The sequence below is a fragment of the Gracilibacillus suaedae genome, assembly GCF_017599345.1.
Lineage (GTDB): Bacteria > Bacillota > Bacilli > Bacillales > Amphibacillaceae > Gracilibacillus > Gracilibacillus suaedae.
The window spans coordinates 1-14,226 of the sequence record NZ_JAGFVL010000017.1 but is presented as its reverse complement, the minus strand read 5'-3'; the positions used below and the strand labels follow the sequence as shown (position 1 = coordinate 14,226).

11 protein-coding genes are annotated in these 14,226 nt (G+C 38.0%); all 11 read left to right on the top strand.

Going from position 1 to position 14,226, the window contains the following annotated elements; translation table 11 throughout:
- Nucleotides 1–78 precede the first annotated feature (78 nt).
- Entirely contained in the window at nucleotides 79–1,854 is a 1,776-nt protein-coding gene (locus tag J5J03_RS03300) for a sulfatase (protein ID WP_208586080.1), read from the top strand.
- A gap of 60 nt (nucleotides 1,855–1,914) precedes the next feature.
- Nucleotides 1,915–2,865, top strand: a complete 951-nt coding sequence (locus tag J5J03_RS03295) for a formylglycine-generating enzyme family protein (RefSeq protein ID WP_208586079.1) — start codon at nucleotides 1,915–1,917, stop codon at nucleotides 2,863–2,865.
- A gap of 650 nt (nucleotides 2,866–3,515) precedes the next feature.
- Entirely contained in the window at nucleotides 3,516–4,271 is a 756-nt protein-coding gene (locus J5J03_RS03290) for a DeoR/GlpR family DNA-binding transcription regulator (protein ID WP_208586078.1), read from the top strand.
- A gap of 149 nt (nucleotides 4,272–4,420) precedes the next feature.
- A complete protein-coding gene (locus J5J03_RS03285; RefSeq protein WP_208586077.1) occupies nucleotides 4,421–5,878 on the top strand; it encodes a CoA-acylating methylmalonate-semialdehyde dehydrogenase in 1,458 nt (485 codons plus the stop codon).
- Nucleotides 5,879–5,947: 69 nt separating this feature from the next.
- Nucleotides 5,948–6,766, top strand: a complete 819-nt coding sequence (iolB, locus tag J5J03_RS03280; protein ID WP_208586076.1) for a 5-deoxy-glucuronate isomerase — start codon at nucleotides 5,948–5,950, stop codon at nucleotides 6,764–6,766.
- 21 nt (nucleotides 6,767–6,787) lie between these two features.
- Nucleotides 6,788–7,774 carry a 5-dehydro-2-deoxygluconokinase gene (gene iolC, locus J5J03_RS03275; protein WP_208586075.1) on the top strand — a complete coding sequence of 329 codons (987 nt, stop codon included), beginning with the start codon at nucleotides 6,788–6,790 and terminating at the stop codon, nucleotides 7,772–7,774.
- 20 nt (nucleotides 7,775–7,794) lie between these two features.
- Nucleotides 7,795–9,711, top strand: a complete 1,917-nt coding sequence (gene iolD, locus J5J03_RS03270) for a 3D-(3,5/4)-trihydroxycyclohexane-1,2-dione acylhydrolase (decyclizing) (RefSeq protein WP_208586074.1) — start codon at nucleotides 7,795–7,797, stop codon at nucleotides 9,709–9,711.
- Between the two features lie 33 nt (nucleotides 9,712–9,744).
- On the top strand, nucleotides 9,745–10,596 hold the full coding sequence (gene fba / locus J5J03_RS03265) for a class II fructose-1,6-bisphosphate aldolase (protein ID WP_208586073.1): 852 nt from the start codon (nucleotides 9,745–9,747) through the stop codon (nucleotides 10,594–10,596).
- Nucleotides 10,597–10,814: 218 nt separating this feature from the next.
- A complete protein-coding gene (iolG, locus tag J5J03_RS03260) occupies nucleotides 10,815–11,822 on the top strand; it encodes an inositol 2-dehydrogenase (RefSeq protein WP_208586072.1) in 1,008 nt (335 codons plus the stop codon).
- Nucleotides 11,823–11,864: 42 nt separating this feature from the next.
- A complete protein-coding gene (iolE, locus tag J5J03_RS03255) occupies nucleotides 11,865–12,761 on the top strand; it encodes a myo-inosose-2 dehydratase (RefSeq protein WP_208586071.1) in 897 nt (298 codons plus the stop codon).
- 136 nt (nucleotides 12,762–12,897) lie between these two features.
- Nucleotides 12,898–13,908 (top strand): LacI family DNA-binding transcriptional regulator, encoded by a 1,011-nt coding sequence (locus J5J03_RS03250; RefSeq protein ID WP_208586070.1) that lies wholly within the window; start codon nucleotides 12,898–12,900, stop codon nucleotides 13,906–13,908.
- Nucleotides 13,909–14,226 lie beyond the last annotated feature (318 nt).

Here is a 14,226-nt window from a genome sequence, read left to right as displayed (position 1 = left end):
AGGAAGTATTCTATACTTTCTTTCTTCCCTTTTTCATAAGTTCCAATCAGTGGGTTAATCTAGAAAGGATGAATGACCATGAAAGTAATTCAAGTCATGTTTGACACGTTAAAAAGAAATGCATTGAACGCATATGAGACCACAGATATTCAAACACCAAACTTTGACCGACTACAACAAAAAACCGTGCAATTTAATCATTTTTTTGCTGGAAGTTTACCATGCATGCCGGCAAGACGTGACATGCAAACAGGTCGATACAACTTCTTGCATCGCGGTTGGGGGCCTATGGAGCCTTTTGATGATTCGATGCCAGAACTGTTGAAACAAAATGGTATATACACGCATCTTGTAACAGATCATAAGCATTATTGGCGAGATGGCGGAGCTACTTACCACCCACGATATTCTTCTTATGAATTGATTCGTGGCCAAGAAGGGGACAATTGGAAGGCGAAAGTTGACAAGAATATGAATATGGATGGTTTAGATAATATTCCAGATGAATTTAAGAAAAGAAAAATCGGTAGTATCGCTCAAGATTTATATAATCGAGAACATATGCCGAAAGAAGAAGACCATATGCTTTACCGCACAGTGGAAGCTGGTATGGAGTTTTTGAGAGAGAATAAGGGTTCGGATAATTGGTTCTTACAAATTGAATGCTTTGATCCGCACGAACCGTTTTTCGTACCGGAAAAATATTTAAACATGTATGGTGTTTCGCAAGAAGAGTTTAATGGATGGCTTATGTATTCGCACGATGATTATACGAGCGAAAAAGCAGACCAGCTGAAAAACTTCTATAAAGCACTTGTTACGATGTGTGACGCCTATTTAGGAAAAGTTTTAGATTTTATGGATGAGCATAACATGTGGGAAGATACGATGTTGATAGTGAACACAGATCACGGTTTACTGTTGGGTGAGCATGATTGGTGGGGGAAAAACATTATGCCGGTCTATAATGAGATTGCTAATATTCCATTCTTTATCTGGTACCCAGATGTAGGCATACAGAATGAATCACGAGATCAATTGGCGCAAAATATCGATGTTGCAGCTACGATTTTGGAATTCTTCGATATTGAGATCCCAGAATTTATGAAGGGTAAATCTTTACGTAAATTGGTAGAATCGCCTGATGAAGTGAATCATGATGCTATTTTGTTTGGCTATTTTGGTAGCAATATGAACGTTGCTGATCAAGCATACATTTATATGAGAGCACCAATGCCAGGTAAGGAAGATTATTTGCATGAATATACATTATCACCAATGCGTATGAACCGCCGCTTTACACCAGAGGAATTACAAGGTGCAGTGCTAGATAACTCTTTTGCCTTTACAAAGGGAGTTAGCACATTGAAAATGCAAACGTCTGACTTTATGGGGAGAAGCTATCAGCGCTTTGGCAATAAATTATTTAACTATAAAGAAGATCCTGCTCAGAAATTGCCAATAACAGATGCAGAAAAAGAATTTGAAATGATTGAGAAGCTGAAGCGTTTAATGGAAGAGAATGAAGCACCAGCACCATTATATACCTACTATGGATTAGATCAAATCCATTCTGTTGAAGATGTGAAGAAAGAACATGAAGCACTAAATCGCGAGCAAGAAGCAGTGACGGAAGAGATAACATTTGTGAACTATCATGTAAGGGATGGCTACCTTACGTTAGTTCATGCACTTAAGGATACAACAAAGGCACAAGCCATAAAACAGCAGATGCAATTAAAAAATGCCGCTGTAACAGTAGATGACATCAGAAATTGGATTGAAGACAATGTGGCTAAAGTGGAACAGGCACGTCTTTTCTACCAATTAGATATGACCTTACGTGTGGACTAATTATATGCTTGTACCCTAATGCTATAATGGACATATAGCATAGAAAAAGGAGTTTTTGAATTGGAAAAGGAGAATCAGCAAGCTTCTTGTTGTTCAGTTAGTAGAGCAAGCTTTACAGATGCAAAAACAGAATCGTCACCTGTGACAAAGCAAAAACAGCAAGCCATCAAATTTAAAGATAAAATGGTATTACTTGATGGTGGAGCATTTCTAATGGGGACAGAGGATGAGGACGGTTTTCCAGCTGATCAGGAAGGTCCGGTAAGAAAAGAAGAGGTGAAGCCTTTTTATATCGATAGCCACACGGTGACTAATGCCGAATTTAAGGCATTTGTAGATGACACTGGTTACAAAACCGAAGCAGAAATGTTTGGCTGGTCATTCGTGTTTCATTTGTTTCTTCAACAGGAGCTTGTGATAGAGGAACGAAAGGTTCCAGGAACACCATGGTGGTTAGCAGTGGATGGGGCATTCTGGTATCAGCCAGAGGGTCTCGGATCCTCGATTGAAGACCGAATGGACCACCCGGTTATCCATGTCTCCTGGAATGATGCGGTTGCTTTTTGTGACTGGGCGGGAAAGCGACTTCCGACTGAGAAAGAATGGGAGTATGCTGCTCGTGGTGGATTAGTACAAAAGAAATATGCTTGGGGAGATGAGTTACAGCCGAATGGTGAACATTACTGCAATATTTGGCAGGGAGAATTTCCGGTAAATAATTCGAAGGAGGATGGCTATATAGGTACGGCACCAGCTATCTCGTTTCCGCCAAATGGTTATGGCTTGTACAATGTCGCAGGAAATGTATGGGAGTGGTGTGCTGATCCGTTTGAAAATGATAATACCAAACAATTAAAATACCCGGGAAACCAAATACCACGTGTGATGCGAGGTGGTTCCTACCTGTGTCACCATTCCTACTGTAATCGATACCGAGTAGCAGCACGTAGCGCGAATACAATGGACAGTTCAACAGGCAATTTGGGCTTTCGTTGTGTGGCAGATATATAAGCATAGCATAGGCATGCTCCAGAGATGGGGCGTGTTTTTTTATTGTTTATGAAATTAACATTAGCGTTGCATAAATAAAAGAAAGCTTTAAAGTGAACTCCATTGTCAAGACAGTATTTTTAAAAATCTAAGGTGGGCATTATTCTTGTTCCTTGTCCATCTTGGCCCACATATCTTTCTTATGGAAGGTTCGGTCAAGGGAGTTGCCCCTTGACGGATGCTTCCATGGGAAAGACAATACCACAAAAATGGGAAGGAATAATGATTCATTTTTTATCAGTAAAGTATATAACCATGGATATCACAACTTTTATAAGCAAGTATGATAGGGAAAGGTGATTCAACACGTATATTTTAAGAAGCAAGAATAGCTATACAGATGGAGTTGCCATTATGAAAGCTAGCTAGTGCAAGTCAACCACTACGGCTGATCGTTTCGCTTTCCAATGTTTGATCCAATATCCAACTGATCACAAAGCGTGAGTGCTAATTGATGATAGCGATTAAGGTTGCCTTGAAGCCGAGCTGGTACTTTTATGGAATACATATACATGACTAATGAATGATAAAATAAATAAATTTGATGAATTCATGAGTAAGTTTTGGTAATATGAATGTAATCATTTGTTGATCTGGAAAGGAAGAATTCTATGCTGAAAACAAAACGTATCACTGCGATACTAGATTATGTTCAACGGAAACACTCTGTTTCATTAGATGATTTAGTGAAAGAATTTAATGTTTCAAAGAACACAATCAGAAGAGATGTGCAAGAATTAGTTGATCAAAAAAAACTGCAAAAGGTTTATGGTGGTGTTTCTATCCCTAGGCCTTTAACGGTACCGTATCAAGACAGGAAAATTCAAAACTTTAAAGAAAAAGAAATAATAGCCGAATTAGCAGCAGATTACATTAAAGATGGCGATATCATTTTTTTGGATTCGGGCACAACTACAGGTGCTATTCTCGAATTTATTAAGAATAAAAGCCTTACGATCGTTACCAATAATATGGACTTCACGTTAGATGCTACGCCATATCCGCAATTACAAATCTACGGGACAGGAGGCGTATTTGAACGGTCGACTCGCTCCTATGTTGGTATGGATAGTGCTGAAACAATTGCGAAGTATAACTTTAATAAAGCGATCATGGCAACGACAGGATTATCGATTGATAAAGGGTTTACGAACTCGTCACCACTCGAAACCCAGATTAAAAGAAATGCGATGGAAAAAAGCGAAACGATCTTTGTACTAGCAGATCATAGTAAATTTGATCGCTATTCGATCACAACATATGGTTATTTTGACGAAATTGATTATATTATTACAGATCGAGAACCACCAAAGCATTATATAGATGCCGCTTCAGAATACAAAAACCATATCATATACCCAAAGTAAAACATCTATATAAACTCTAAGTGGTTAACTTTTTGTTAACTTTTTGTTAACTTATGAATAAGTATGTGTTATACTATCGTTAAATAAAGGGAGTTAAAATCCTGCAACTTTTTAGAATGCTTGCAGTGTAGCAAATAGGAGGGTGAAAAATGGCTAGAAAACTTAAAAATTTTATTAATGGGGAATGGATTGAAAGTAAAACAGAAACTTACGAAAAAGTATACAATCCTGCAACAAAAGAAGTGATCGCAGAGGTACCTATTTCAACAAGTGAAGATTTTGAAGAAGCGGCACAATCTGCACAAAAAGCTCATCAACAATGGAAAAAGGTATCTGTCTCGAAACGGGCTCGTATTCTATTTAAATATCAAAATATTTTAATAGATCATACAGAAGAGTTAGCGGAACTAATTACCAAAGAGAATGGTAAAAGTAAAAAAGAAGCACTTGGAGAAGTACAGCGTGGAATTGAAAATGTTGAATTTGCTAGTGGCGCTCCATCATTAATTATGGGCGATTCGCTCGCTTCGATTGCAACAGATATTGAAGCGACGAATTACCGCTATCCGATTGGTGTAGTAGGTGGAATCTCGCCATTTAATTTCCCGATGATGGTGCCATGCTGGATGTTCCCGATAGCAATTGCAGTAGGAAATGCCTTTATTTTGAAACCATCAGAAAAGGCACCACTTTTAGCTGAGAAATTAGCGGAATTATTAGATGAAGCAGGTCTGCCAAAAGGTGTATTCAATATTGTCCACGGTGCCCATGACATAGTGAATGGGATTTTAGATCACCCAATCGTGAAAGCCGTTTCATTTGTTGGTTCTAAACCAGTTGGAGAATATGTATATAAACGAGGAAGTGAGAACCTTAAGAGAGTCCAAGCACTCACAGGTGCTAAGAACCACACGACGGTACTCAAAGATGCGGATTTAGATCTTGCAGCAAGAGATGTTATCAGTGCAGCCTTTGGTTCTGCAGGTGAGCGTTGCATGGCATGTGCGGTTGTAACGGTTGAAGAAGACATAGCAGATGAGTTTGTAGCAAAATTAAAAGAATCTGCTGACGGTATTAAAATGGGGAATGGTCTTGATGACGGTGTGTTTTTGGGCCCTGTAATTCGAGAAGGGGCGAAGGAACGAACACTTCAATATATTGAAAAAGGTATCGAAGAAGGAGCAACATTAATTCGCGATGGTCGACAAGAACAAATGAATGATGGCTTTTTCGTAGGACCTACTATTTTCGAAAACGTAAAAACTGATATGACGATATGGAAAGATGAAATTTTTGCTCCTGTTTTATCGGTAATTAGAGTGAAAAACTTAAAAGAAGCTGTGGAAACTGCCAATCAATCCGAATTTGCGAATGGTGCTTGTATCTTTACGACCAGTGCATTATCTGTTCGTTATTTCCGTGAGAATATTGATGCCGGTATGATCGGTGTTAATTTGGGTGTACCAGCACCAATGGCATTTTTCCCATTCTCAGGCTGGAAGTCTTCTTTCTTTGGTACATTGCATGCTAATGGTAAAGACAGTATTGATTTTTATACACGCAAAAAAGTAGTGACCGCTCGTTATCCAGAACCGAAATTTGAGTAAATAAATAGAGTAGCTTGCACAGATTGTAATGACTTCGTGCAAGCTGATTCCAGATATGGAGGTGTTAGTATGTCAGAGTTACTAAGAAAGCCAAATGATAAAATAATAGATGAGGGTATTACACTTCTTCATGAAGTAACAAAAGCGAATTCGAAACTTCAATATGTATCATTTAAAACTGTTGAACTAAAGCCTGGTGCCATTATGACAGAAAGCCTTAGCGATATAGAATGCTGTATCGTAGCTTTAACGGGTAAGATTACAGTTTCCGATGGAGAAGAAACTTTTGAAGAAATCGGAAGAAGAGAAAGTGTTTTTGAAAAGGTTCCAACAGATAGTGTATATATTTCAAATGATAAGCAGCTAGAGGTTAAGGCTGATACAGATGCTCGAGTTGCTTTGTGTTATGCACCCTCAGATCATCCTTTACCAACACGTTTGATTAAAGCAGAGGATAACCAGATCGAGAAACGTGGAAAATATAATAACCAACGTCTCGTGCATAATATCTTACCTGATTCTGACCCAACTGCAAATAGTGTTCTGGTAGTAGAGGTTTTTACGGAATCAGGAAATTGGTCCAGTTATCCTCCACACAAACATGATCAAGATAATCTTCCGAATGAATCATTTTTAGAAGAAACGTATTATCATGAAATGAATCCCCCACAAGGGTTTGTTTTCCAAAGAGTTTATACAGAAGACAGAAGTATCGATGAAACGATGGCTGTTGAAAATAAAAATGTTGTTATCGTACCTTCGGGTTATCATCCAGTCGGGGTTCCAGACGGTTATACATCCTATTATTTGAACGTGATGGCGGGGCCAAAACGAGTTTGGAAGTTTCACAATGAAGCAGATCATGAATGGATTATTGATAGACAATAACTTTTAAAGGAGGCAATGATGATGGCAATTACATTTAATGCAGATAAAGAGTACGACATTATTGCAATTGGTCGAGCTTGTATCGACCTAAATGCGAATGAATACCACCGACCGATGGAAGAAACGATGACATTCACCAAATATGTCGGTGGATCTCCTGCTAATATAGCGATCGGCAGTGCGAAATTAGGACTTAAAACAGGCTTTATTGGAAAAATTCCTGACGATCAACACGGGAATTTTATTAAACAATATATGTCGGAAAAAGGTGTCGATACCTCAAATATGGTATTTGACACAGAAGGACGTAAGGCTGGCCTTGCTTTTACCGAGATCTTAAGTCCTGAAGAGTGTAGTATCTTAATGTACCGTGATAATGTAGCAGATTTATATTTAGACCCAACAGAAGTTGATGAGAGCTATATTAAGCAATCTAAGGTACTGCTTGTGTCAGGTACAGCATTGGCTAAAAGTCCCTCACGGGAAGCAGTTTTTAAAGCGGTAAGCCTTGCTCGCAAAAATGATGTAAAAGTTATCTTTGAACTGGATTATCGTCCATATACATGGAAATCACAAGAAGAAGTCTCGATTTATTATTCTGCTATTGCAGAGCAGGCGGATATCGTAATTGCGACAAGAGATGAGTACGATGTTATGGAAAACAGACAAACAAAAGGCGACAATCAAGAAACCGTCAACAACCTGTTCCAGCACAAGGCAGAACTTGTTGTTATTAAACACGGAGTAGACGGATCTTATGCCTATAAAAAAACAGGAAGTACCCACCATGGCAAGGCATATAAAACACAGGTTTTGAAAACGTTTGGCGCAGGTGATTCCTATGCTTCCGCTTTCTTATATGCGCTTATGAATGGCAAGGATATCGAAACAGCGCTTAAATTCGGAGGTGCATCGGCAGCAATTGTCGTGAGTAAACATAGCTCCTCTGAAGCAATGCCAACTGTATCTGAAATTGAACAGTTAATCAAAGATCAATCGGTTGATTAATGTAGAAAGGAAGTAGTGTAATGGGTAAAACAATTCGACTAACGACTGCACAAGCCTTAGTACGTTTTTTGAATAATCAATATATTCATGTGGATGGTGAAGAATTTCCGTTTGTCGAAGGAGTCTTTACTATTTTTGGGCATGGTAATGTCTTAGGTCTCGGTCAAGCGCTGGAACAAGAAGGAGATCAATTAAGCATTTATCAAGGAAAAAATGAACAAGGAATGGCACATGCGGCTATTGCCTACAGTAAACAAAAATTACGGCAAAAAATATTTGCTGTTACAACGTCAATAGGTCCCGGCTCAGCAAACTTAACGGCAGCAGCGGGTACTGCTTTGGCAAATAATATTCCAGTACTGTTTTTGCCGGGGGATACTTTCGCTTCAAAACAACCTGATCCAGTGCTGCAACAAGTGGAGCATGAAGATAGTTCGAACATTACAACAAATGATGCATTAAAAGCAGTCTCTCGTTATTGGGATCGTGTCGTTCGTCCAGAGCAATTGATGTCAAGTATGATTCGTGCCTTTGACGTACTGACAGACCCTGCTAAAGCTGGCCCTGTCACGATTTCGATTGCTCAAGATGTCGAAGGCGAAGCTTATGACTATGATGCATCCTTTTTTGAAAAAAGAGTTCATTATCTTGATCGTAAAGAACCCACATCGCGAGAATTAGAAGGTGCTATTTCCCTGATAAGATCTAGTAAAAAGCCTTTAATTTTAATTGGCGGTGGTGCTAAATATTCTCAAGCTAGAGAGTTCCTAATGAAGATTTCTGAGCAGTATAATATTCCATTAGTTGAAACACAAGCAGGTAAAGCAACGGTGGAATCTACTTTTAAAAATAATCTTGGTGGTCTAGGTGTAACAGGTACACTTGCTGCAAATAAAGCCGCTAAGCAAGCCGATTTAATCATCGGTGTCGGAACTAGATATACAGACTTCTCTACTTCTTCCAAAACTGCTTTTAATTTTGAAGAGGCCAAGTTTTTAAATATCAATGTTAGTAGAATGCAAGCTTATAAGTTAGATGGTTTCCAAGTAGTTGCAGATGCTAAGGTCACTCTCGAAAAAATTCTGCTTGGCCTAGCTGACTACCAATCAGAATTTGGAGAGCAAATTAATAATTGGAAAACCGAATGGAACCAAGAGCTTGCTCGTTTAGGAAGTGTTGCATTTAAGAAGACGGGCTTTGATCCTGAAGTGAAAGGTCATTTTACTCAAGAAATATTAAATGAGTATGCGGAAGCTTTTCAATCTAATTTGACCCAAACCACTGCGTTAGCAACCATTAATCAGACTATAGATCGTGATAGTGTAGTCGTTACTTCATCTGGATCACTACCAGGAGATATGCAACGAATGTGGGAAGCTAAGACGCCTAATACGTATAATGTTGAATATGGCTATTCCTGTATGGGGTATGAAGTTTCAGGTGCCTTAGGAGCCAAATTAGCAGAGCAAGATAAAGAGGTTTATTCGTTGGTTGGTGATGGCAGTTTTCTTTTATTACATTCAGAATTCGTAACAGCGATTCAATACAACCAAAAGATCAATGTTATGCTTTTTGATAATGCTGGATTTGGTTGTATCAATAATTTACAGATGTCAAATGGGAGTGGCAGTTACCAAACTGAATTCCGTAACACCAATAATCAAATTGTAAACATCGATTATGCAAAAATAGGTGAAGCATATGGTGCAAAAGTATATCGTGCTCATACTGTAGAAGAATTAAAAGAAGCGATAATAGGTGCAAAACATCAACCTAATTCAACGCTTATCGAGTTGAAAGTTCTGCCGAAAACGATGACAGATGGATATGAAAGCTGGTGGAATGTAGGTGTTGCAGAAGTAGCTAATGATGATAAGGTGACAAAGGCAGCAGAGGAACGGAAGAAAGTTCTCGATCAATTTGCAAAACAATACTAATGATATGCAAAGAGAGAAAAGAGTTGTGATAATATGCTAGTCTCGATGAAAGACATGATAGTAGAAGCCAAGAAAAACCACTATGCGGTAGGACAGTTTAATATCAACAGCTTTCAGTGGGTGACTGCGATACTTCGTGCAGCGGAAAGAGAGAGGTCTCCTGTGATTATAGCTTCCACCGATCGAATTGTAGAGTACCTAGGTGGACTGAAGCTTATCGCCACTACTACTAGAACTATTGTGGAAGAGATGAAGATTACCGTTCCAGTGGCTCTCCATTTAGACCATGGTTTTACAGTGGAACAGTGTATACGAGCAATTGATGCTGGTTACAGTTCGGTGATGATCGACGGTTCTAAATACCCTATAGAAGAAAATATTAAAATGACGCAAGAGGTCGTTGAATATGCCAGAAGGTTTGGTGTTTCAGTGGAAGCGGAAATAGGATCGGTTGGTGGAATAGAAGATGGTGTGGTAGGAGGCATCAAATATGCAGATCCTAGTGAATGTTTTCGACTAGTTGAAGAAACCAAAGTCGATGCTTTGGCAGCAGCGCTAGGTTCCGTACATGGCGAATATAAAGGAGAACCGAAGTTTGCATTTGATTTGATGAAGGAAATATCGGAAGGGACAGATATTCCTCTAGCCTTACATGGTGGATCAGGCATACCAGATCACCAAATTGTTCAAGCAATCGAGTATGGACATGCTAAGATAAATGTAAACACAGAATCGAATAAAGCATGGGCAGAAACGCTGAGAAAGCTCTTAACCAATGATCCGAAACTATTTAGTCCGCCTGATATATTAGGATCTGGTATGGATGCGATCACACAAGTCGTACAAGAGAAAATGAGATTATTTGGCTCTGTTAACAGAGTTTAATTAATCAAAAGGAACAGTATTATACAGATGCTGTTCCTTTTTCTATGCGAAGAATATAATCAGTCGTGTTCTGATAAATTTTGTCCTACGAATTTTTGTGCATTAATTCACTTTAATTCATTGACTAGATGAAAAAAAGATATTATCATTAAGTTAAGCGCTTTCTTAAATTTGCGAATAATATAATTTCATATCGAGTAAAGTAAAGGAGTATGCATATGCGGAACGTTAAGGTTGGAATCATCGGAGCAGGCAGAATCGGACAATTACATGCGAATAATATCTTACGCTCATCTCAAATTGAATTAAGTGGTATCTGTGATATAAATGTTTCACACTTAAAGGGAACTAACCTAGAAAAGTATGTACCAGTCATAACGGAGGATGTATCTGTTTTATTAAATGATCCAGAAATTGATGCTATCTTTATCTGCTCTTCTACAGATACGCATTGTTATTATATTTCTCAATGTGCGAAAGCAGGTAAGCATATCTTTTGTGAAAAACCGATAAGCTTTAGTTTAGAAGAAACAGAAAAAGCATTACGTAAGGTAGAAGAAGCTGGCGTAAAGTTGCAAATTGGTTTTAATCGTCGATTTGATACACATTTCAGTAAAATCCATCAGCTAATAAAGGATGGGAAAATCGGAAAGCCCCATATGATCAAAATTACTTCACGGGATCCTGAACCACCGAATGAAGCATATATTAAGTCATCTGGAGGTATGTTTTTCGATATGACGATTCATGATTTTGATATGGTACGGTTTTTGTCAAACAGTGAAGTGAAATCTGTTTCAGTTGTAGCGAGTAATTTAGTTGATCCCGTATTTGAAAAATATAATGATGTGGATACAGCTATTATTACCCTTACATTCGAAGATGATACATTGGCAACGATTGATAATAGTAGAAAAGCTGTTTATGGTTATGACCAAAGAATTGAAGTTTTTGGAGAAGATGGTGTTATGCTAGCAGAAAATGAGCGCAAGTCAAATGTCAAAATAGCAACAAATGAAGCGGTTACCATCGATCATCCAAAGTATTTCTTTTTAGATAGGTATAAAGTTGCTTTTGAGGAAGAGATTGAAGAATTCGCTCAAGCCATTCTAGATAATGCATCACTATCCTGTACAGGTGAAGATGGATTAGCGGCTCAGAAATTAGCCATTGCAGCAAAAAAAGCATGGGTAGAGAAACGTACGGTTGATATGAATGAAATTTGAGTGAAATGAGTTAACTTTTTTTTGAAGAAAAGGAGTGAGTGTATGCTATCGAAAGAACGTATTCAATTAGGTATTGCGCCGATTGGATGGACAAATGATGACATGCCTGAATTGGGTGGTGAGATAACTTTTGAACAATGCGTAAGTGAAATGGCACTTTCAGGCTTTTCGGGAACAGAAGTCGGTAATAAATATCCGAACAATCTTAAAGAATTAAAAAAGGCTCTTCAATTAAGAAATTTATCCATAGCTAGTGCTTGGTTCAGTGCATTTTTAACGACGAAACCCTATGCAGAAACTGAAAGCGCATTTATCGAGCATCGTGACTTCTTATTTGAAATGGGTGCAAAAGTTATTGTTGTATCAGAACAAGGAAAGAGCATTCAAGGTAATATAGACGAACCATTATTTAAGCATAAACCAGAATTTAATCAGGAAGAATGGAAAAAATTATCAGATGGTTTAAATAAATTAGGTAAATTAGCGAGAGAAAAAGGATTGAAATTGGTGTATCATCACCATATGGGTACAGGTGTTCAAACTGCTGAAGAAATAGATAAGTTAATGGAAACTACGGATAAACAATTGGTTTATCTACTCTTTGACACGGGGCATCTTTACTTTTCTGGAGAAGATCCTGTTGCTGTTTTAAAAAAATATATCGATCGTATTAAACATGTTCATTTGAAAGATGTGCGCGATTCGGTAGCCGAAATCGTTAGAAAAGATCAATTAAGTTTTTTACAAGCGGTCAAAGCAGGGGTTTTTACTGTCCCTGGCGATGGATCCTATGATTTTAAGTCTGTTTTTAATGTGCTGTCTGATAGCGATTACGAAGGATGGTTTATTGTGGAGGCAGAACAAGATCCTGCAAAGGCAAATCCTTTAAAATATGCAATTATTGCTCGTAATTATATACAAGAAAAAGCAGGGATATGAGGCTATACTATACGTAACAAAGATGTATGAGGATTTACAACATGATTTTATCTTATAATATTGATAAAATCATGTTGTAAATGTATGTAGATATAGTTTGTTTAACGGATATACATCTTAAGAGAGTAGGTGGATTATGAAAGTTACAATATACGATGTTGCAGAAAAAGCTGGCGTTTCAATTGCAACTGTATCAAAAGTTATAAACAGTACTGGTAATATGCGTCAAGAAACTAGAGAACGAGTACTTTCAGTTATGGAAGAACTTAATTATTATCCAAGTATGATGGCATCAGCGTTAACAGGAAAAAAAACCGAAACATTAGGATTGCTTGTTCCAGATATCTCCAATCCCTTTTTTTCTGAAATAGCTAGAACAATAGAAGATCGTGCACATGAGAAGGGATTAAGTGTGATTATGTGCAGTACAGATGAAAGTCCTGAAAAAGAAAAGAAGTACTTAGAATTATTGAGGAGAAAACAAGTAGACGGCTTTATCATCGCTTCCTCATTTAATGATAAAAATTTATTAAAAGGTATTAAAAGTGCCGGAACCCCTTTGGTAATGCTGACACAGGAAGCAGGTATGACAGGGATAACCTCTGTAGCTGTCGATGATTTTACGGGTGGTTATGATGCTGCCAACCATTTGCTGGAGTTAGGTCATGAGAAGATTGCCCTAATAAATGAGAATAGATTGAGTAGTAAAATGCGTGTTTATGGGTTTAGAGAAGCTTATGAATCACATGGTTACACGTTTACAGACGATATGGTTATCACTGCAAATGCTTCATTAGCGAATGGGAAAAAGGCTTTACAAACGATTATCCGTAATGGTAATTTGCCATCCGCTATCTTTGCTTGTAACGATTTATTAGCAATTGGTGTCCTGCAAGGTGCCAGAGAACGAGGTATAAATATTCCAGAAGATCTATCATTAATGGGTTTTGATAATACGATATTAGCAATTACTTCTGTACCAGGCTTAACAACGATTGCACAACCTATTGAAGAGATGGGGAAGAAGGTTGTAGATGTCATAATAGACTCCATTAATAATAAGTATTCGGGTTCAGAACGGATTTTGTATAATCCCGAATTAATGCAACGGGATACCACTAGTGCCTTTAGTAAAGAACGAGTCTGATAGTGTTTGTGATTCTAATACGAATACTCAATATACAATAAATAGGATGCTTGAATATCTTCCTTCAAGCATTTTTATTTTAAGGAAAGAAAGTATATAATCCTCGGTATCAACGCATTTGTTATTAAAGTAGCCATTTTGAAATAAACCGTATAGGAACCCATCGCTGCGGCTGTCCACTTCCCTTTCCATGGGATTTTCGACTAAGCTAACTTTTCCAAGCAAAACCCGCTTGAAAAAGTGGATCTTAGTCTAAAATCATCCCGTAGGAGTGGAAGCGGACGGCCTTCGCTATGGAGCTATTCTACAACGTTAGTG

What these genes read in the sequence shown, in the direction of transcription:
- J5J03_RS03300 (WP_208586080.1), top strand. Translation starts at nt 79, where the DNA reads ATGAAAGTAATTCAAGTCATGTTTGACACGTTAAAAAGAAATGCATTG.
- J5J03_RS03290 (WP_208586078.1), top strand. Translation starts at nt 3,516, where the DNA reads ATGCTGAAAACAAAACGTATCACTGCGATACTAGATTATGTTCAACGG.
- J5J03_RS03285 (WP_208586077.1), top strand. Translation starts at nt 4,421, where the DNA reads ATGGCTAGAAAACTTAAAAATTTTATTAATGGGGAATGGATTGAAAGT.
- iolB (WP_208586076.1), top strand. Translation starts at nt 5,948, where the DNA reads ATGTCAGAGTTACTAAGAAAGCCAAATGATAAAATAATAGATGAGGGT.
- iolC (WP_208586075.1), top strand. Translation starts at nt 6,788, where the DNA reads ATGGCAATTACATTTAATGCAGATAAAGAGTACGACATTATTGCAATT.
- iolD (WP_208586074.1), top strand. Translation starts at nt 7,795, where the DNA reads ATGGGTAAAACAATTCGACTAACGACTGCACAAGCCTTAGTACGTTTT.
- fba (WP_208586073.1), top strand. Translation starts at nt 9,745, where the DNA reads ATGCTAGTCTCGATGAAAGACATGATAGTAGAAGCCAAGAAAAACCAC.
- iolG (WP_208586072.1), top strand. Translation starts at nt 10,815, where the DNA reads ATGCGGAACGTTAAGGTTGGAATCATCGGAGCAGGCAGAATCGGACAA.
- iolE (WP_208586071.1), top strand. Translation starts at nt 11,865, where the DNA reads ATGCTATCGAAAGAACGTATTCAATTAGGTATTGCGCCGATTGGATGG.
- J5J03_RS03250 (WP_208586070.1), top strand. Translation starts at nt 12,898, where the DNA reads ATGAAAGTTACAATATACGATGTTGCAGAAAAAGCTGGCGTTTCAATT.